Annotated in this window: 14 protein-coding genes; 7 read left to right on the top strand and 7 right to left on the bottom strand. The window is 55.4% G+C overall.

Annotation, left to right across the window (positions count from 1 at the left end; genetic code table 11):
- Positions 1 to 50: 50 nt before the first annotated feature.
- The 3 genes from ACQE3Y_RS00755 to ACQE3Y_RS00745 form a co-directional block, all read right to left on the bottom strand.
- On the bottom strand, positions 51 to 2,153 hold the full coding sequence (locus ACQE3Y_RS00755; RefSeq protein WP_426980676.1) for a glycogen debranching N-terminal domain-containing protein: 2,103 nt from the start codon (positions 2,151 to 2,153) through the stop codon (positions 51 to 53).
- Positions 2,154 to 2,169: 16 nt separating this feature from the next.
- A complete protein-coding gene (locus ACQE3Y_RS00750) occupies positions 2,170 to 3,237 on the bottom strand; it encodes a glycosyltransferase family 4 protein (protein ID WP_426980674.1) in 1,068 nt (355 codons plus the stop codon).
- Between the two features lie 220 nt (positions 3,238 to 3,457).
- On the bottom strand, positions 3,458 to 4,648 hold the full coding sequence (locus ACQE3Y_RS00745; protein ID WP_426980673.1) for an MFS transporter: 1,191 nt from the start codon (positions 4,646 to 4,648) through the stop codon (positions 3,458 to 3,460).
- A gap of 151 nt (positions 4,649 to 4,799) precedes the next feature.
- Here ACQE3Y_RS00745 and ACQE3Y_RS00740 point away from each other — a divergent pair, with 151 nt between their 5' ends.
- From ACQE3Y_RS00740 to tnaA, 3 genes are all read left to right on the top strand, one after another.
- The gene (locus ACQE3Y_RS00740) at positions 4,800 to 5,693 is read left to right on the top strand and encodes a LysR substrate-binding domain-containing protein (protein WP_426980672.1); all 894 of its coding nucleotides are present in this window, start codon (positions 4,800 to 4,802) and stop codon (positions 5,691 to 5,693) included.
- A gap of 209 nt (positions 5,694 to 5,902) precedes the next feature.
- Positions 5,903 to 5,977, top strand: a complete 75-nt coding sequence (gene tnaC, locus ACQE3Y_RS00735; protein ID WP_032257250.1) for a tryptophanase leader peptide — start codon at positions 5,903 to 5,905, stop codon at positions 5,975 to 5,977.
- A 225-nt stretch (positions 5,978 to 6,202) separates the two neighbouring features.
- Positions 6,203 to 7,618: a tryptophanase gene (gene tnaA, locus ACQE3Y_RS00730; RefSeq protein WP_426971676.1), complete on the top strand. Its 1,416-nt coding sequence runs from the start codon at positions 6,203 to 6,205 to the stop codon at positions 7,616 to 7,618.
- A gap of 447 nt (positions 7,619 to 8,065) precedes the next feature.
- On the opposite strand, the gene guaA is transcribed toward tnaA, so the two are convergent.
- Both guaA and guaB read right to left on the bottom strand, forming a co-directional pair.
- Positions 8,066 to 9,646, bottom strand: coding sequence for a glutamine-hydrolyzing GMP synthase (gene guaA / locus ACQE3Y_RS00725; RefSeq protein ID WP_085070750.1), 1,581 nt, complete (start codon positions 9,644 to 9,646; stop codon positions 8,066 to 8,068).
- A 68-nt stretch (positions 9,647 to 9,714) separates the two neighbouring features.
- Positions 9,715 to 11,181 carry an IMP dehydrogenase gene (guaB, locus tag ACQE3Y_RS00720; RefSeq protein ID WP_426980671.1) on the bottom strand — a complete coding sequence of 489 codons (1,467 nt, stop codon included), beginning with the start codon at positions 11,179 to 11,181 and terminating at the stop codon, positions 9,715 to 9,717.
- Positions 11,182 to 11,350: 169 nt separating this feature from the next.
- Between guaB and xseA the strand changes: the two genes are divergently transcribed.
- A complete protein-coding gene (gene xseA / locus ACQE3Y_RS00715; RefSeq protein ID WP_426980669.1) occupies positions 11,351 to 12,721 on the top strand; it encodes an exodeoxyribonuclease VII large subunit in 1,371 nt (456 codons plus the stop codon).
- A gap of 38 nt (positions 12,722 to 12,759) precedes the next feature.
- Here the strand turns inward: xseA and ACQE3Y_RS00710 are convergent, their stop codons facing one another.
- Positions 12,760 to 15,120, bottom strand: coding sequence for a TIM-barrel domain-containing protein (locus ACQE3Y_RS00710; protein WP_426980667.1), 2,361 nt, complete (start codon positions 15,118 to 15,120; stop codon positions 12,760 to 12,762).
- A gap of 14 nt (positions 15,121 to 15,134) precedes the next feature.
- Positions 15,135 to 16,433 carry an MFS transporter gene (locus ACQE3Y_RS00705; RefSeq protein ID WP_426980665.1) on the bottom strand — a complete coding sequence of 433 codons (1,299 nt, stop codon included), beginning with the start codon at positions 16,431 to 16,433 and terminating at the stop codon, positions 15,135 to 15,137.
- A gap of 356 nt (positions 16,434 to 16,789) precedes the next feature.
- Here ACQE3Y_RS00705 and ACQE3Y_RS00700 point away from each other — a divergent pair, with 356 nt between their 5' ends.
- The 3 genes from ACQE3Y_RS00700 (at position 16,790) to ACQE3Y_RS00690 (ending at position 19,355) form a co-directional block, all read left to right on the top strand.
- Positions 16,790 to 17,878 carry a LacI family DNA-binding transcriptional regulator gene (locus tag ACQE3Y_RS00700; RefSeq protein ID WP_426980664.1) on the top strand — a complete coding sequence of 363 codons (1,089 nt, stop codon included), beginning with the start codon at positions 16,790 to 16,792 and terminating at the stop codon, positions 17,876 to 17,878.
- A gap of 119 nt (positions 17,879 to 17,997) precedes the next feature.
- A complete protein-coding gene (locus tag ACQE3Y_RS00695; protein WP_426971666.1) occupies positions 17,998 to 19,026 on the top strand; it encodes a M4 family metallopeptidase in 1,029 nt (342 codons plus the stop codon).
- A complete protein-coding gene (locus tag ACQE3Y_RS00690; protein WP_085070736.1) occupies positions 19,023 to 19,355 on the top strand; it encodes a protealysin inhibitor emfourin in 333 nt (110 codons plus the stop codon). Before ACQE3Y_RS00695 ends, ACQE3Y_RS00690 begins: the two co-directional genes overlap by 4 nt.
- Positions 19,356 to 19,385 lie beyond the last annotated feature (30 nt).

Genomic DNA, 19,385 nt, shown 5'->3' with positions numbered 1-19,385 from the left:
CCGCCAGGTTATATCAGAAATAATGGCTGGTCCGTAAGGTTTTCAATTTGTCAGGTTAATCGCTGGCCCTCACCTCCCAGGGAGACGTTAACCACCGCCTTGCCCTGTCGCTGTTCCACGGAAACCACCACCTGCGCGCCAAGACGCTGAAATGTCAGATCCAACAGCGAATCGCCGACAGCCAGCCGCCTGATTTGCAAACAATCAATGCCTACCGGCAGCCTCGGCTGCTCAACGGTTACCGTTTCACGGCGGCCATCAATCGTTATGCCCAGACAGGCCTGCATCAGCATAAACACGGAACCTGACGCCCACGCCTGCGGCAGGCAGGCGACCGGATAGGCGATCGGCGCTTCGCCGGGATCGCGTTCAAAACCGCAAAACAGCTCAGGCAAGCGCATATCAAAGTAAACGGCGGCTTCAAACAGGCTGGAAAGCAAGTGCATCACGCCGTCCCGCTCGCCATAACGTGCCAGCCCCGCAGCGCATAGCGCCACGTCGTGCGGCCACACCGAACCATTGTGATACGACATCGGGTTATAACGCGCTGCCTCTACTGCCAGCGTGCGGATCCCCCAGCCGCTGTTAAAGGCACGCGACAGCAGTTGTTTGCCTGTGGCCTGCGCCCGCTCTGGTGCTGGCAATCCGCAGTAGAGCAAATGCCCGGCATTGGAAGCACGAACCCCACAGGGATTGCCCTGGCCATCCAGCGCCAGCGCATAGAACTGACGCTCCTCAAGCCAGAAACGTGTTTCCACAGCCTGACGCAGCTTATCAGCACGCTGTTCCCATTTCTCGGCCTGCTCAGCCAGCCCGCGCCGCCGCGCCAGCCCGGCCATTTCAAGCCAGGCGCGGTAAGCGTATCCCTGTACTTCAATCAGAGCTATCGGCCCCTGCACCATATTGCCCTGTTCATCAAACACCGAGTCATGGCTGTCCTTCCAGCCCTGATTAAGCAATCCGCTGACTTCGCCGCGCGCATATTCCACCAGCTCACGCGGGCTGGTTTCCACCATCCGCTCCAGCCAGCTGGCAGCGCGCATCAGTGCAGGCCAGATGGTGGTGATAAAAGCATCATTACCGGTACGTTGGACATAAGCCCCGGCCAGCATGAGAAACAGTGGTGTGGTATCCACCCCGCCGTAATAGCGACCAAACGGCAGCTCGTTAATGGCGGACATTTCGCCTTTACGGGTTTCATGCATGATTTTACCCGGCTGCGCATCGCGGAAGGTGGAATCCTCCTCGGCCTGATTTTTGGCAAGAAAGGCCAGCACACCACGCGCCAGCTCCGGATCGAGCCACAGCGTCTGCAATGCCGTGATGATAGCGTCTCGCCCGAACGGCGTAGAAAACCACGGGATACCGGCATAGGGATAAGGCCCCTCCTCCAGTTCCGTGGTCAGCAGCGCCAGGTCCATACGTGATTTGTCCAGCCAGGCCTGGAACAACCGGCCCGACGCCTGCAGACGGGCGCCGCGTCGGCTTCGGCGGCGCATCATGCGTCGCGCGGCTGCGGCTGCGCGACGGTAACGCTCCCGACTGGGCGTGCTGCGTTCAGGTCCGATTTCAAGATAGACTTCCTGATAACCATGTCCGGCAATATCAATTAAAAACTCGGCACGGTGCGCATCCAGACGGCGCGGCGGCAGGGAGAAATTCAGCGAGGTAGTACGCAACTGATGGTCCAGTCCCTCATAGGCCATCTCCACACGCTGCTGCTCTACCCGCAGCGGCCGCAGTTGACCTCGCTGTTCGCGCTGCTGGCCGCGCACCTCGAACATATCGCGAAAATCAGCGGCGAAGGTCAGCATTAGCGGCACCTGCACCGGCGTATCGCTGTGATTGTTCAGCAGGATGCGCTCGTACACCCTGTCATGCCACAGAAAACGCTTGCGCTCAATATGCACCACGCCCTGCGGCAACGGGTGATTGGTTAAATGGGCGGTAAAGAATACGTTGTCCTGACTGACGGCGCTGGACAACAGCGATGGCTGCACTCCCCCCAGCGTCAGCCGCAGCTCAGACAACATGCGCGTGTCATGGTGAAATAACCCGTCCTGCTGGCCGAGTATATCGCCCCGGGCGTCCGCCACCAGGAAAAGGTCGCCCTCTTTAAGTACAAACAAACTGGCCGAGGTATGATGCTGCATACTGGTTGTCTCCCTCTCATCCATGATTCGCCGCCCTCTGTGCAGTAGCAGCAGCCGGCACGGTGGCAGCCAGCAGCTGTTCATACAGTGTCAGGTAGCGACGCGCCATCACCCGTGCTGAAAAACGCTGTTCATATACCGTGCGGATACGCGCACGATCGAGTGTCTCCGCCACCCGTATTGCCGCCACAGCATCATCTTCGTTATCAACAATCAGTCCGGTAACGCCATGCTCAATTACCTCCGGCACCGAACCGCAACGCCAGGCAATAACCGGCGTGCCGCTGGCCATCGCTTCGATCATTACCAGACCGAACGGCTCCGGCCAGTCCACCGGGAACAACAACGCCTTCGCGTCAGCGAGGAAGCGGCCCTTCTCTGCATCGTTGATTTCGCCAATAAACTCGATCAGCGGATCGTTCAGCATCGGCTTCACGCACCCCTCGAAATATTCCCGATCGGCGTTATCAACTTTGGCAGCGATCCTGAGCGGCAGCCCGGCGCGCCTTGCGATGGCGATAGCCCGCTCTGGTCCTTTTTCAGGAGAGATACGGCCAAGGAATGCCAGATAGCCGCCATCGCCTGGCGTAACCGACGGGATATCCATGCCATGATGTACGGTAGCGAACCAGTTGGCGAAAGGCAGCGGTGTACGCTGATGCTGGGAAATAGAAACCAGCGGATAACGATGCCAGCGTCGATAGGCTTCCGGAAGATCTTTCAGATCGAGCCGCCCGTGCAGCGTCGTTAAAGTGCGTCCGGCCATCTCTTCAAACAGAGGAAAGTGAAGCAGGTCGGTATGGAAGTGGATGACATCGAATTCGTCCCGGCGGCGGGACACGTCATGCAACATACTCAGATGACAGGCGAGATCGGACTTTAGCGGTGCCGGATCCAGACGCAGCGCCTGATCCCGACAGGGCACCAGCCTGGCGCTGGTTTGCGTATCGGCGGAGGCGAATAAGGTCACTTCATGGCCCTCTGCCACCAGCGCATTGGCCAGATGAGCCACCACCCGCTCGGTGCCGCCGTACAGTCTGGGCGGAACAGCTTCATACAAAGGAGCAACCTGAGCAATCTTCATCGTAGAAATCTCCACAAGGTTCCAGAAAATGCAAACAAAGCGAAAAAATCAGGGATAAAGGATTGGCGTAAAAACCAGAAACTATATTAGGACGATCACGGGCGTTTTCAAGCTGACGCAGCGTGCTGACAGCAGACGAAAAAGCCCACTTCATGCGGGCTCAGAGAATATTTGGGAGCCTGGCGGCACTGGCGGCGCAGCGTTAAAATTCTGGCGCATTTTATCTTTGTGCAGGCGTGAAGCCGTGGCGCTTACTCGCCCAGACGACGGCCAGCGTTAAGATCAGCAACACCAGCAGCGCAGGCGGGAATGCCGGGACGCCGATGCGATCCAGTAAAACTCCCCCGATAATGCCGCCGCCCGCAATCGCTATGTTCCACGCCGTAACCAGCATCGATTGCGCCACATCGGCTGCTTCCCCAGCGGTCTTTGCGAGCGCAGTCTGGAACAGAGCCCCTGCCCCGCCGAAAGCCAGGCCCCAGGCGGCCGTAGCGGCATACACAACGCCGGGGATATTGCTTGCTATACCCAGAGCCAGTGCGGATAGCCCGAACAGAATGGTACTGCACAGCGTTAACGCGCGCAGATAGCGATCAATCAGCACGCCGATCATCCAGATGCCCAGCAAAGCGGTAATGCCGAACACCAGCAGCACCATATCCGTCCGCTCTGCCATGCCTGCCGACGTTAAAAACGGCGCGATGTAGGTATAGAGAATATTGTGAGCCAGCACGAAGGCCAGCACCGCCAAAAGCACCGGACGCACGCCGGCTACGGTAAACACAAGCCTTAGCGAGAGCCGCTTACCCACGGCCTGCCCGGCGAAATCCGGCACCTTGAGGCGTACCCATACCATCAACGCCAGCGCCAGCCCGCTCATCATGCCGAAGCACATGCGCCAGTCAACCAGGCTACCGATGAAAGTGCCCACAGGTACGCCAAGCGACAGCGCCAATGGCGCGCCCACCATCGCAATGGCGATAGCTCGGCCCTTCTGGTGCTCTGGCACCATGCGCGCGGCATAACCCGCCAGTAGCGCCCATAACAGTCCGGCCGATACGCCAGCCAGAAAACGGGCCACCATCGTCAGGAAATAGCTGTCGGAAACCATCGTCACGGTATTGGCAACAACAAACCCCGCTATCGCCGACAGCAGCAGCGGGCGGCGGCGTACGCCCTGAGTAACCGCGATCAGTGGAATGGCCGCCATCAGCGAACCAATGGCGTAAACGGTGACAAGTTGCCCGGCCAGCGCCTGGGAGATTTTCAGTCCAGCGCCGATCTGCGGCAGCAGCCCCGCAGGCAAAGCTTCGGTCAGGATGGTGATAAAGCCCGCCAGCGCCAGCGCCAGTAGCGATGCGATGGGAAGCCGTGCGGCGGGCACGTTGATGGTTGCAGTTGAAGTTGTCATAAATCTGCCTGTAAAGGGTACCGGCCAGGCGCAAATAGCACGGAACCGACACCGGTTGAACGTAAGCCGCATAGTGCAGGCGTTCCCGATTAACGACAATAATGCTAATGTTCCAAACATATCGGACAAATATTCCTGGGCAGACGCAACAATGGAACCTCTAAGTGGCATTTCATTCTTTGTACAGGCGGCAGAAACGCGTAGTTTTTCTGAAGCCGGGCGCCTCCTCGGCGTATCGTCATCAGCTGTAGGCAAAAGCGTATCCCGGCTGGAAGAGCGCCTGGGCGTGCGCCTGTTTCACCGTAACACCCGTAGTATTACGCTGACCGCCGAGGGTACGCTGTTCCTTGAACGCTGCCGACGCATCCTGTGCGAGGTTGAAGCGGCCGAGCTGGAACTCTCTGAGACACAGCAAGCGCCTCGGGGTCGGTTACGCATTAGTCTGCCGCTGGTTGGAATGCTGGTTATGCCCGCGCTTACTGCTTTCATGCATCGCTATCCGGCTATTGAGCTGGACGTGGATTTTTCCGATCGTTTGGTGGATGTAATTGAAGAAGGCTTCGATGTGGTAATGCGTACCGGCGACCCGGCCGATTCACGCCTTATGTCTCGCCCGGTAGGCAGCTACCGGTTGATGCTGGTCGCCTCGCCCGACTATCTGGCAAAGCATGGCATACCCCAAGTTCCCTGCGATTTGACACGCCACGCCTGTTTGCATCACAAGTTTCCCAGCAGTGGAAAACGAGAACCCTGGCCACTGAAGCGCGCTGAAAACGCACCGGAACTCATGCTACCGACAACCATGGTATGCAACACCTGCTCCGCCTTAATTGACGTGGCGGTGGCAGGTCTGGGAATCGCGTGCCTGCCGGACTTTATGGTGCAGCAGGCTATCGAACAAGGCCTGCTGGTTTCGGTACTGGACAAGCATATCGAGCATCAAGGCACCTTTCGGCTGCTTTGGCCATCAAGCAAGCACCTGGCACCGAAGCTACGCGTTTTCATCGACTTTATGGTCACAGAGCTTTTGCAGAAAAACGCCTAATATACGGCAAGTCTCCTGGCTGACACACGCGTCGTCAGGAGCACTTTCCAGAGCGATCGATGTTCTGCCGGATGACTCTGGGGATTAGCTGTAAACGTGACGATTCGAAATAATTAGTTGTGATTCGATTCACATTAAGTTGATTGACGAATAGACAAAATTTTTTGGTGCCATATTGTAGCATTGTGTCTTCCGAGGATAAGTACATTATGAATATCTTACATATATGTGTAACCTCAAAGTGGTTTAACATCGACAACAAAATTGTCGAGCATCGTCCTTAGTTCCCTCTGCATTTATCTCCAGCAAAGACAAATCAATCAGATTCCATGTGATCTTTTTGTTTGATCCGCCTGAATTTTGTCGTTTATAGCGGCCCGGCCATTATCACTATTTTCTCATTTGAGTTAATGGTTGCGCCTGCCTGTATAAATATGGCAAATCAACGGCTAGAGCAAACTGACGTTTCACAGGGATCGTTGTAATTAAATATATTAGAGGACGATGTCATGGAAAATTTCAAACACCTGCCTGAACCGTTTCGCATCAGAGTTATCGAACCGGTAAAACGTACAACAAAAGCATACCGTGAAGAAGCCATTATTAAATCGGGCATGAACCCTTTTCTGCTTGATAGCGAAGATGTCTTTATCGACTTACTGACTGACAGCGGTACCGGTGCGGTTACCCAAAATATGCAAGCGGCGATGTTGCGCGGTGATGAGGCCTACAGCGGCAGCCGCAGTTATTATGCATTAGCTGAGGCGGTGAAAACTATTTTTGGTTATCAACATACTATTCCGACCCATCAGGGGCGTGGCGCTGAACAGATCTATATTCCGGTACTGATTAAAAAACGCGAGCAGGAAAAAGGTCTGGACCGTAGCAAAATGGTGGCGTTCTCAAACTATTTTTTTGATACCACACAAGGCCATAGCCAAATTAATGGCTGTACCGTTCGCAACGTATATATCAAAGAAGCTTTCGATACCGCGATACGTTACGATTTTAAAGGCAACTTTGATCTTGAAGGGCTGGAAACAGGCATTGAAGAAGTCGGTGCCAATAACGTGCCTTATATTGTTGCGACCATCACCAGCAATTCCGCTGGTGGTCAACCGGTCTCCCTTGCAAATTTAAAAGCGATGTACAGCATTGCAAAGAAATATGATATTCCGGTGGTCATGGACTCTGCACGCTTTGCTGAGAATGCTTATTTTATCAAACAGCGCGAAGCGCAATATAAAGACTGGAGCATCGAACAGATCACCCGTGAAACTTATCAATATGCGGATATGTTGGCCATGTCGGCCAAAAAAGATGCGATGGTGCCTATGGGCGGCTTGCTGTGCGTCAAAGATGACAGCTATTTCGATGTTTATACCGAGTGCAGAACGCTTTGCGTGGTACAGGAAGGCTTCCCGACCTACGGCGGCTTAGAAGGCGGCGCCATGGAGCGTTTGGCGGTGGGTTTGTATGATGGCATGAACCAGGACTGGCTGGCTTACCGCATTGCGCAAGTTCAGTATTTAGTCGATGGCCTGGAAGAGATTGGGGTTGTTTGCCAGCAGGCGGGCGGCCACGCAGCCTTTGTAGATGCAGGAAAATTATTACCGCATATTCCGGCTGAGCAATTCCCGGCGCAGGCCCTGGCGTGTGAGCTTTATAAGGTTGCGGGCATCAGGGCGGTTGAGATTGGTTCTTTCCTGTTAGGCCGCGATCCGAAAACCGGCAAACAACTCCCTTGCCCGGCCGAATTGCTGCGTTTAACGATCCCGCGCGCTACCTACACGCAAACTCACATGGATTTCATTATTGAAGCCTTTCAGCAGGTAAAGGCAAACGCAGAAAATATCAAAGGTTTAACCTTTACCTACGAGCCTAAAGTGTTGCGTCACTTCACGGCAAAATTGAAAGAGGTTTAATTGTCGTCAGCGTGGCCTTACGCATATAGGGCGGTAATATTATCCTGACAAGGGTCACTGTTTTTAGTGTGACGGTGATCCTTTGCTGGTTTAATAATCTCTTCAATGTGTTAGCAAAATTCAGTTGGGTCACTTTTTTCGGCTAATGCCATTTGCATGATTTATAAATTCCTGGGCCTGTAGTGTATGCGGCTAACTAACTTGCCAAAAGAGCAAACAAACTTCGCCGTTTTCAATCTTCCTTCATTTTTACCTCTCATTACTGGAGCGGCTCTGAACTTCAGCTTCTATGACGTCAAAGTTTTACGGTAAAATTTACTCAACTCTTCAGCAAGCTGAGCATCTGCTTGCATAACATCAGGTTTAATATTGGCAATAAAAAAGCCCGCAAGTAAGCGGGCTTAAATAATATTGAATGGTTAGTCGTGCCGGTTGCTCACTACTAAATCATTCCCACTCGATCGTAGCCGGTGGTTTACCCGAAATATCGTAAACCACACGGGAAATACCGTTCACTTCATTGATGATGCGGTTAGAGACGCGGCCAAGGAATTCATACGGCAGATGCGCCCAGTGGGCCGTCATGAAATCGATGGTTTCTACTGCGCGCAGTGATACCACCCAGTCATATTTACGACCGTCGCCCATCACGCCTACCGAGCGTACCGGCAGGAACACGGTAAAGGCCTGGCTCACCTTGTTGTAGAGGTCGGCTTTACGCAGCTCGTCAATAAAGATGGCGTCAGCGCGGCGCAGCAGATCGCAATACTCTTTTTTCACTTCGCCCAGCACGCGCACGCCCAGACCCGGGCCCGGGAACGGATGGCGATAAAGCATATCGTAAGGCAGGCCCAGCTCCAGACCAATCTTACGCACCTCATCTTTGAACAGCTCTTTCAGCGGCTCAACCAGCCCCAGCTTCATCTCTTTCGGCAGGCCACCCACGTTGTGGTGCGATTTAATCACATGCGCTTTGCCGGTAGCAGAGGCGGCAGATTCGATTACGTCCGGGTAGATGGTGCCCTGCGCCAGCCATTTCACGTCGGTAAGATGGGTAGCCTGCTCATCAAACACTTCAACAAACACGCGCCCGATGGTTTTACGTTTGGCTTCCGGCTCATCAATGCCTGCCAGCGCATCCAGGAAGCGCGCTTCTGCCGGTACGTGGATGATGTTCAGGCCGAAATGATCGCCGAACATGTCCATTACCTGCTCCGCCTCGTTCAGACGCAGCAAACCGTTATCGACAAATACGCAGGTCAGACGATCGCCAATGGCGCGGTGCAACAGCATCGCCGTCACGGAAGAATCAACACCGCCGGAAAGGCCAAGGATAACTTTATCGTTGCCTACCTGCTCGCGCAGACGCTCAACGATATCTTCAATGATTTTTGCCGGCGTCCACAGCGCTTCACATTCGCAAATGTCACGCACAAAGCGTTCCAGCATGCGCAGGCCCTGGCGGGTATGCGTCACTTCCGGATGGAACTGCACGCCATAAAAGCGCTTCTCTTCGTTCGCCATAATGGCAAACGGGCAGGTCTCAGTGCTGGCAACGGTCACGAAGTCAGAAGGGATCGCGGTAACCTTATCACCGTGGCTCATCCAGACATCCAGCAGCGGCAGGCCAGCAGCGCTGACGGAATCTTCAATGCCGCGTACCAGCGCACTGTCGGTTCTGACTTCCACCTGCGCATAGCCGAACTCACGCTCGCTGGAGCCTTCTACTTTACCGCCCAGCTGCATTGCCATGGTCTGCATGCCATAGCAAACGCCCAACACTGGCACGCCCGCGTTGAAGACATATTCCGGCGCGCGCGGGCTGTTAAGTTCGGTAGTGCTTTCCGGGCCGCCGGAGAGGATGATACCGCTCGGCTTAAATCCACGGATCTGCTCTTCAGTAACATCCCACGCCCAAAGCTCACAGTAAACGCCCAGCTCACGCACACGGCGTGCAACCAACTGGGTGTACTGTGAACCAAAATCGAGGATGAGAATACGGTGCTTATGAATATTTTCCGTCGTCATTAAGGCAATTCCAGGGCGATAGACTTAATAAAAGCGCCCGGCTGAGGCCGGGCGAGAAAAGTTCGGGATTACGATCCCATGCGGTAGTTCGGGGACTCTTTCGTAATGGTCACGTCATGCACGTGACTTTCCGAAATGCCCGCGCCGCTGATACGAACAAATTCAGCTTTGGTACGCAGCTCTTCAATGGTGGCGCAGCCGGTCAGCCCCATGCAGGAGCGCAGGCCACCCATCTGCTGATGAACGATCTCTTTCAGGCGACCTTTATAAGCCACGCGGCCTTCGATCCCTTCCGGCACCAGTTTATCCGCCGCGTTGTCGCTCTGGAAGTAACGGTCAGAGGAGCCTTTGGACATCGCGCCCAGCGAGCCCATGCCGCGATAGGATTTAAACGCGCGGCCCTGATAAAGTTCGATTTCGCCCGGTGATTCTTCCGTACCGGCCAGCATAGAACCCACCATTACGCAGGCGGCGCCAGCCGCGATCGCCTTGGCGATATCGCCGGAGAAACGGATGCCGCCATCGGCAATAACCGGCACGCCGGTGCCTTCCAGCGCTTCGACCGCGTCAGAAACCGCGGTGATCTGCGGTACGCCGACGCCGGTCACGATACGGGTGGTGCAGATAGAGCCCGGACCGATACCAACTTTCACCGCGCTTACGCCCGCCTCAGCCAGCGCACGGGCGCCCGCGCCGGTGGCTACGTTGCCGCCGATGATTTGCAGATCGGGATATTTAGCGCGGGTTTCGCGAATGCGCTGCAGCACGCCTTCGGAATGACCATGAGAAGAGTCAATCAGCAGCACGTCAACGCCTGCGGCAACCAGCGCATCCACGCGCTCTTCGTTACCGGCACCGGCACCTACCGCCGCGCCAACGCGCAGGCGACCATGCTCATCTTTACAGGCCAGTGGCTTACGCTCGGCCTTCTGAAAATCTTTTACGGTAATCATGCCCAGCAGACGGAAACTCTCATCCACCACCAGCGCTTTTTCGACACGCTTCTCGTGCATTTTCTGCAGCACGACTTCACGCGCCTCGCCCTCTTTCACCGTAACCAGGCGCTCTTTCGGCGTCATCACCGCCGTTACCGGCAGGTTCAGATCGGTCACGAAGCGCACATCACGACCGGTAATAATGCCAACCAGTCGGTTATCATCACTCACCACCGGATAACCTGCAAAGCCATTACGCTCGGTCAGCTCTTTTACTTCGCGCAGCGTGGTGGTCGGCAGCACGGTTTGTGGATCGGTCACCACGCCGCTTTCATGTTTCTTCACCTTGCGCACTTCTTCCGCCTGGCGCTCGATGGACATATTTTTGTGGATAAAGCCCAGCCCGCCTTCTTGCGCCAGTGCGATAGCCAGACCGGCTTCGGTCACGGTATCCATAGCGGCAGAGAGCATTGGAATGTTCAGACGAATTTTTTTGGTCAGTTGGGTACTGAGATCGGCCGTGTTAGGCAGGACAGTAGAGTGAGCAGGAACGAGCAAAACGTCGTCAAAAGTGAGTGCTTCTTTAGCGATTCGTAGCATGGCAATATCTCAACCTGGGGTGAATGAGAACAGATAAAATATTGCCGCGGCATTATACAGGGCGTAATCGGTTGCCTCCAGCTTTTTTTCAGAAAATGTCTTGATCCTCTGTATCAGCCATGTAGTATCGGCTAATTAACTCGCTGATTTATTATTTGATCCCTATCACATGTCGCTACCTCCTTCCGCCAATATTTTTACCGTTAGCCGCCTTAACACCACGGTGCGTCAGCTGCTGGAAGGCGAGATGGGGCATATCTGGCTCAGCGCAGAAATCTCCAACTTTACCCAGCCCGCTTCCGGTCACTGGTACTTTACGCTCAAAGACGATACCGCTCAGGTGCGCAGCGCGATGTTCCGCAACAGCAACCGGCGCGTGACCTTTCGTCCGCAGCATGGTCAACAGGTGTTAGTGCGCGCGACGGTCACGCTCTATGAGCCACGCGGAGATTATCAGCTGATTGTGGAGAGCATGCATCCGGCTGGTGAAGGAGTGCTGCAACAGCAATTTGAGCAGTTAAAGCAGCGGCTGGCGGCAGAAGGCCTGTTTGAGCAGCAGCATAAACAACCGCTGCCCGATCCGGCGCGACAGGTTGGAGTGATAACCTCTGCCACCGGCGCGGCGCTGCACGATGTGCTGCGTGTGCTGCATCGTCGCGATCCTTCGCTACCGGTAATCATCTATCCAACGGTGGTACAGGGTAACGAGGCGCCTGCCGCCATTGTGCGTGCCATTGAGCTGGCAAACCTGCGTAATGAGTGTGACGTGCTGATTGTGGGACGTGGCGGCGGCTCGCTGGAAGATTTATGGTGCTTTAATGATGAGCGTGTGGCGCGCGCTATCTTTGCCAGTGGTATTCCAGTTGTCAGCGCCGTAGGCCATGAAACAGACGTGACCATTGCCGATTTTGTCGCCGACCTGCGCGCGCCCACTCCTTCTGCTGCGGCGGAAATCGTTAGCCGCAATCAGGTGGAGTTGCTGCGTCAGCTTCAGTCGCAGCAGACGCGGCTGGAGATGGCGATGGATTACTATCTTGCCCAGCAGCAACGCACCTTTACCCGCTTGCAGCATCGTCTGCAGCAACAGCATCCGCAGCTGCGGCTGGCGCGCCAGCAAACCACGCTGTTCCGCCTGCAGCGTCGGCTGGACGAAGCGATGCAGCTACAGTTGCGTAACGCCTCGCGTCAGCAGGATCGTCTGACGCAGCGCCTGACGGCCCAGCAGCCACAGCGCAATATCAACCGGGCGCAGCAGCAGCTTCAGCAATGGCATTATCGCCTGACGCAGGCGATGCAGCAGCGGCTGAGTGCAGAGAAACAACATTTTGGTGTGCTGGTGGCGCATCTGGAAGGCGCTAGCCCGCTGGCGACGCTGGCGCGCGGCTTTAGCGTGACGCAAACGCCACAAGGCGAAGTGCTTAAAAAGACCCGACAGATACAGCCTGGCGAAACGTTGCAAACCCGACTGCAGGATGGATGGGTAGAGAGCGAAGTGAAAGCGATTAGGCCGTTGAAAAAAGCGCGTAAGAAGCAAGCCTAACGCTCCATTACGCGCCTGAATGCCCTATTACCCGTCTGCTACAGACGATAGGCTGAAGTGAGCTCGCCGTTAATCCAAAGCTGGCGCTGCTCACCGGGCGGCAGCGTAATAGTTAAACGTCGCCAGGCGGGCTGATAGTGTCCCTCCCGCTCCACATTCAGCTCAATGCGCGTTGTGCTACAACTGATGCGCCAGCGCAGCCAAAGCGCATTGCCCTGACGCCAGCCATGGCTTTCGCCGTCATCCTCGAAAATCATTCCTTCGCTCTGCCCTTCCAGTAACGGGAACAGCCGCAGCTCGCGCCAGTCATCCGCCGCCGCGTCCACGTGCGCCATCCGCTGCGACAACGGCAACCCTGCTCCGGCGCGCACCAACAGCGGCAGCCGTTCCAGCGGCGCATCCAGCGTGATCCACTGCCCGCCGCCATACCGTTGTCCACTCCAGAAGCAGTACCAGCCCGCATGGTTATCCGGTAGCCAGACTGCGCGCTGACGCTGGCCAGGCTCTACTACGCTGGCCACCAGCAGGTCGCGTCCGATAAGAAAATCATCACTTTCCTGCCAGGTTTGTGCGTCATGCTCATGATCGAGAAAGGCAGGCCGCAGCATCGGCTCGTCGCAGTCGCAGGCCTGCCACAACAGCGTGTAAAAGTAAGGTAACAGGCGATAGCGCAGGCGGATCGCTTCACGCACTATCGCCGTCACGCCGGGATACATCCACGGCTCATTAACCGTGCCGTCATCGTTCCAGGAGTGAATGGTAAAGCGCGGATGCATCACGCCGTTTTGTACCCAGCGAACAAACAGTTCCGCATCCGGTCTGTCGCCGGCAAAGCCGCCGACATCGTGCCCTACGTTATATAATCCGGAAAGGCTCATCCCTAATCCCATGCGGATGTTGTAACGCAGCGTCTGCCAGCTGGTGCAGTTGTCGCCGCTCCAGGTTTGCACGTAACGCTGCATTCCGGCGCAGCCGGAGCGCGAAATCAGATAAGGCCGTCGCTGCGGGGCAAAACGCTGCTGCGCTTCCAGCGAGGCGCGCATCATCAGCAATGGCATCACCGGGCGAATATGTTTAATCGCCACGGCACGACCAAAGCCGTGACAACGCGCCTCGCCGTCCCAAATCTCATATTCATTGTTATCGTTCCAGGTAGCATCGATGCCCATCTCCAGCAGCTGGCTGGTGACACCCTGTTGCCACCAGCGAATCGTTGCCGGATTGGTGAAATCAAGATGGGAACCTTCATCATCCCAGAAGCAGGATCGCTCTGGCGCAGCGCTTTCTGAATCGTGTATAAACAGCCCCTGCTGCGCCACGTCTTCGTAGAGCGGATGATCCTGCAGCAGGCAGGGCTTGATATTGGCTGCCAGACGCAGCCCGGCATCATGAAACGCCTGGCTCAGCGCACGCGGCTGCGGCACTTTTTCATGATTCCAGTTAAACACGTAACGCTTGTTGCCAATGGATGTGTAGCCGGAAGAGAGCTGAAAGGCGTCGCAGGGAATCGCATGCTGACGGCAGAGCTGGATAAACTGCTGTAGCTGCTGCTGCGCATCAGGCGCATCGGTGTAGTGCATGGTTGAGCCACTGTAACCCAGGCTCCACCTGGGGCCAAAACAGGTTTTCCCGGTGAGCCGCACAAAAGCTTTCGTGACATCCAGCACCCGCGGGCCAAAAAACAGGTAATAATCGAGATCGCCCGCCTCTGCCTGATAACGTCGATACGGCTGATGGTAGTTGTCCAGCTCATTACCAAGATCGATCCAGCAGCTACTCAGATTATCGTAAAACAGCCCGAAGCTGACCTCGCCATGACGGGTAATGGTAAAGGGAATATGTTTATAGAGCGGATCGGTGCTGGCGGCGTTATAGCCCATGGCATCAAGGTTGCGCATCTCAAAGCGGCGTCCGCTACGCTCAAGATCGCCTGACTTCTCACCCAGCCCATAGTAACGATCGTCGGCGAAACGGCGTTGATAGTGCGCAATGCCATCGCCATGCATGTTTAATAAGTAGGCACTGGTGCGGCGATCTTCGGTGAGTAATTGCCACTGATTATCCGCATCAAGATATTCCCACTGCAGCCAGAGCGGCTGATGGATCGTCACGCGCAGGTTCTGGCTGCTGATAAGCAGCTGCTCATCCTGAATTTGCAGATGATAGCCCGGCAGGCTAAAACCTTCCACGCTCAGGCGATCGCGTCCCTCCCAGGGCACATCCTCTTCCGGCGCGATACTCCAGGTACGATCCAGCGCCAGCTCGCCACGGCGTTTGATCAGGATGCGAAACAGCGACTCTTCCAGCACGTAGAGGCAGAACAGATGCTGTTCATCTACCCGCAGTTCGATCCTGTCGGCATACTCCCCCACCAGCGTCCAGTTTTTTAACGTTTTCATATCCACCCCAGCATTTAACGTTTTTTAGCGCTGCGCTCCGCCAGCAGAGCGATCAGGAACAGCGCGCCAATCAGGTCGAAAAAGCCCATCGCCACAAACAGCGGGCCGAAGCCGACGGTATCGGAAACGGCACCAATGAGCAGAGAAAAGAGGAAGCTGGCGATCCAGGCACAGGAACCACGCATGCCGTTAACCGTGGCCATCTGATTTTTATCGAAGGATTCCACCACCAAGGCGCTCAGCATGCAGGAGATCACCTGGTGGCCGAAGCCGCCCACCGAGATCAGCGCGATGGCCAGAAACGGATCTTTGGTTACCGCAACCAGCGTCAGCGAGAGCATCAGAAAAGCGCCGGTTACGGAGCTGGCGATCACTGAGTTAATGCGCCGGAAACCGAACCATTTGCGATACAGGCTGGTGAGATAGCCGCTGGCGACGCTGCCGATATCGGCCGCCAGAAAAGGCAGCCAGGCGAACAATGCAATCTGTTTGAGATCCATGCCGCGCTCGGTGGCGAGATAGAGCGGCACCCAAAAACTAAAGACCGCCCAGGCTGGCTCGGCAAGAAAGGCCGGGATCGCGATGCCATAAAATTTCTTATCGCGACAGAGCCGGCCCAACGAGGTGAAAAATGGCAGCTTCGGCAGATCCGGCTCATTATCCTCGCGAATCAGATCCCGCTCCTGCTGGCTCAAATTCGGGTGCTGCTGCGGCGCATGATAAAAGCGCCACCACAGCACGACCCATACCAGGCCCAGCGCACCGGAAAACAGAAAAGCCCCCTGCCAGCCCAGCGTCAGATGGGTCACAACAATAATCGGCGGGGCCAGCATCGCGCCGATCGAAAAGCCGACGCCAGCCCAACCGGCTGCAACGGGACGCTCTTTTTTTGGAAACCAGTCGGCGATGGCACGGGCGTTAGCGGGCGTAGCGGCCGCCTCAGCGCCGCCCATAAAAAAGCGCAGCAGCGCCAGCTGTACCCAGCTTCCCGCACCGGCGTGCAGCATACAGACCAGCGCCCAGATAATGGCGCAGATCATAAAGCCGGTTTTCAGGCCAATCACATCGATCAGCCAGCCGCAAAATGGCTGGAACAGGGTATAAGCGAGCTGGAATGCCGCCACCACCCACGAGTACTGTTCGGTGGACATATTCAGGCTGGCTTTCAGCTCCGGCGCCAGAATGCCCAGCGAATTACGGGTGATGTAGTTAATGGTGATGCCCAGCAGAAATAGCGCCAGCATCCACCAGCGCAGCGATTTGAATTTAGGGGCGGAACGGGTTGCGGTTGCCTGTTCTGTTTCAATACTCATCTGTTTCTCCCTCGCCGCCTGTTATGCGGCTCGCCCGCAGGCGCTTCAGTTGTGGTATCGAAGGCTACAACAGCGGTGCAATGCGACGGCTTTCACAAAATGGCCGCATAGAACGCATAACCCTATGATTATTAGTTGATTTCCCTGGCGCACCGTCAGCATAGTAAAGCTCCGCGCCTGACCAACAGGGATACCGTTGCAGACTAACCAGCAGGTTTACCGGGCGAAACTATGTTTTTTGCAAGGATTTTCATTGATAGCAGTCTGTTGATGGAGATCGCCCCTGTGCCCGCAGCTATCCGCCATTTGCCCGTCATGAAAAAATTTTCATCACTTGATTTGAAGGGGATCACAAAATGAATGGAAAGTTAAAAATCAGCCTGATCGCCCGACAAACCGGACTGTCGATCAGCACGGTTTCACGCGTGCTGGCGGGAAAAGCCAATACCAGCGATAGTGCTCGCCAGAAGGTCATGACCTGTGCCCGCCAGTACGGCATTTTGCAGGATTTGTCGCAGGGAAGACTGATGCTGAACAACCTGATCATCTTCGCGCCGCCGCGCGCGTTTTCCGTGCGTACGGACATTTTTTACTACAAGGTGATCCAGAGCGTGATTGAAGCGCTGAGGCCGTATGAGGTGCGCATCAGCTCCTGCGGCCTGGCTGAAGAACAGAGCGATAGTGCGCTGTTTGTTGCAAGGATGAATCATGCGCAAACGCAGGCGGCGCTGATTATTGGCATTGACGATCCCCATATTCATTCGCTGGCGGCGGATCTGAATAAACCCTGCGTATTAATTAACTGCAGCGATCGTGAAATGCGCCTCGACAGCGTTTCCCCCGATCATCATCTCATCGGGGAATTTTCCGCCAGTTATCTGTTCCGACAGGGGCACCGCAATATCCTTAATTTGCAGTGTTTGCGGCGCGCTACCATGGAGCTGCGTCTGGCAGGGATTCGTCAGGCATGGATGCGGCAAAATCTCACTTTTGACGCAGGTCAGCATCTGGTTACTACCGCCGGTTTCGGCGCAGAGGAAGCGGAGCTGGCGGTCACCAGCTGGCTCAGCACCCTGCCCAATCGCACCCATCGGCCCAGCGCAATCCTTGCCGGCGGCGATTTTATGGCGATGGGCGCAGTGGCGGCGATAAAAAAACTGGGTCTGTCAGTGCCTGGCGATATCTCCGTAATGAGCACCGACAGTTCGAATCTGGCAGAGATCCATGACGTTCCTTTAACCTCAGTACAGGTACCGCGCGATGAACTGGGATTTGAGGCGATCCAGCTATTGCAGCGCCGACTGCTGCGGCCCGCTGCTCCATCCTGCAACCTGTTATTACAGGGAAAACTGGCGGTACGAGAATCGGTGCGGCGTTTCAGTGCACATAAAATAGAACCGGCGCTGAGTACCCATCATCCGCAGCTCTATGACGATCGCTTATAACATTAAATTTTTTAATAAATAAACAGTCGGAGCGAGAAGCAGATCCGTTTCATATCTGAGCTACACTTAGCTGGACCGCTTTAATCAATAAGGGTTATTTCAGCCTAAGGAGAGCCATTATGCCTCGTACGTCAGCTTGCTCAGTTATTCCTCCCTATATTCTGCGTAAAATTATTGATAACGGATCGGGGCATCAGCAGGATTATGCCCGCCGTACCTTAACGCATGTTCAGCATCTGATGGCGCATAACTGGCATAAGCCAACAGCGCCGCAAAACGCCGTCGGCGGTCATGTGGATCGTGAAATTTATGATGCGCAAAATACAGAAAGCTTGCCCGGTACGCTGGTGCGTAAGGAAGGCCAGCCTGACAATAACGATATTGCTGTTACCGAAGCCTGGGACTATTTGGGCGTAACCTATGATTTCTTCTGGCAGGCATATCAGCGTAACTCGCTGGATAACCAGGGGCTAACGCTGATGGGCACGGTGCACTATGGTAAAGAGTATCAAAACGCCTTCTGGAACGGACAGCAGATGGTGTTTGGCGACGGCGACGGCGAGATTTTTAACCGCTTCACCATTGCTATTGATGTGGTGGCGCATGAGTTAGCGCATGGCGTGACAGAAACCGAAGCGGGTCTGATTTATTTCGAACAGGCAGGCGCGCTGAATGAATCGCTCTCCGATGTATTTGGATCGCTGGTTAAACAGTTCCATCGCAAGCAAACTGCGGATCAGGCCGACTGGATTATTGGCGAAGGTTTACTGGCGGAGGGCATTAATGGACGCGGGCTGCGCTCAATGGCCGAGCCGGGCACCGCCTATGATGATCCCATGCTAGGCAAAGATCCGCAGCCGGGCCATATGCGCGACTATATTAAAACCCGTGAAGACAATGGCGGGGTTCATCTTAACTCTGGCATCCCAAACCGTGCATTTTATCTGGCAGCCAAAGCGCTGGGCGGCTACGCCTGGGAGCTGGCGGGACACGCCTGGTACGATACGGTTTGCGACAAAGAGTTGCCGCAGGATGCTGATTTTAACACCTTTGCGCAGTTCACGATTCGCCATGCGCAAAACCGTTTTAACAAGGCAACGGCGCAGGCAATTGAGAACGCGTGGAAAGAAACGGGCGTTTTATCATGAAAGAGTTACCGGAACTGACCGACGACGCCGTGATCGATCTGGCGCGCGAAGGCGGTTTTGCTTATATACCGAAACTGGCCGGTCAGCGGCGCATTGCGCTGGGGCAATTGGCCAATCCGCAAAAAGAGCGCGTCTGCGAAATTTTGCGGCACTCTTTACCATTAGGGGAACCGGCCGATAAGCAGCAACAGGCCGGGCGTGGCGATCAATATTATTACCGTATTCAAATCAGCTACGATACGCAGCATCACTCTGCTGATATTGTGATTGTGATTCCTGACAGCCTCGCGCCGCCGGAACTCAAGGCGCTGTGGAAAGAAGGCGAGTAAGACCATAAAAAAGGCCCCTTACGGGGCCTT

Source organism: Pantoea sp. FN0305, from assembly GCF_050113845.1.
In the GTDB taxonomy this organism is placed as follows: Bacteria; Pseudomonadota; Gammaproteobacteria; order Enterobacterales; family Enterobacteriaceae; genus Mixta; species Mixta alhagi.
This window is presented reverse-complemented; position numbering and strand designations above follow the sequence as displayed.

Bases quoted from the DNA above. Each gene is read 5' to 3' on its own strand.
- tnaA (WP_426971676.1), top strand. From the start codon at position 6,203: ATGGAAAATTTCAAACACCTGCCTGAACCGTTTCGCATCAGAGTTATC.
- ACQE3Y_RS00755 (WP_426980676.1), bottom strand. From the start codon at position 2,153: ATGCAGCATCATACCTCGGCCAGTTTGTTTGTACTTAAAGAGGGCGAC.
- ACQE3Y_RS00695 (WP_426971666.1), top strand. From the start codon at position 17,998: ATGCCTCGTACGTCAGCTTGCTCAGTTATTCCTCCCTATATTCTGCGT.
- xseA (WP_426980669.1), top strand. From the start codon at position 11,351: ATGTCGCTACCTCCTTCCGCCAATATTTTTACCGTTAGCCGCCTTAAC.
- ACQE3Y_RS00740 (WP_426980672.1), top strand. From the start codon at position 4,800: ATGGAACCTCTAAGTGGCATTTCATTCTTTGTACAGGCGGCAGAAACG.
- ACQE3Y_RS00690 (WP_085070736.1), top strand. From the start codon at position 19,023: ATGAAAGAGTTACCGGAACTGACCGACGACGCCGTGATCGATCTGGCG.
- ACQE3Y_RS00745 (WP_426980673.1), bottom strand. From the start codon at position 4,648: ATGACAACTTCAACTGCAACCATCAACGTGCCCGCCGCACGGCTTCCC.
- ACQE3Y_RS00710 (WP_426980667.1), bottom strand. From the start codon at position 15,120: ATGAAAACGTTAAAAAACTGGACGCTGGTGGGGGAGTATGCCGACAGG.
- ACQE3Y_RS00700 (WP_426980664.1), top strand. From the start codon at position 16,790: ATGAATGGAAAGTTAAAAATCAGCCTGATCGCCCGACAAACCGGACTG.
- ACQE3Y_RS00750 (WP_426980674.1), bottom strand. From the start codon at position 3,237: ATGAAGATTGCTCAGGTTGCTCCTTTGTATGAAGCTGTTCCGCCCAGA.
- guaA (WP_085070750.1), bottom strand. From the start codon at position 9,646: ATGACGACGGAAAATATTCATAAGCACCGTATTCTCATCCTCGATTTT.
- ACQE3Y_RS00705 (WP_426980665.1), bottom strand. From the start codon at position 16,433: ATGAGTATTGAAACAGAACAGGCAACCGCAACCCGTTCCGCCCCTAAA.
- guaB (WP_426980671.1), bottom strand. From the start codon at position 11,181: ATGCTACGAATCGCTAAAGAAGCACTCACTTTTGACGACGTTTTGCTC.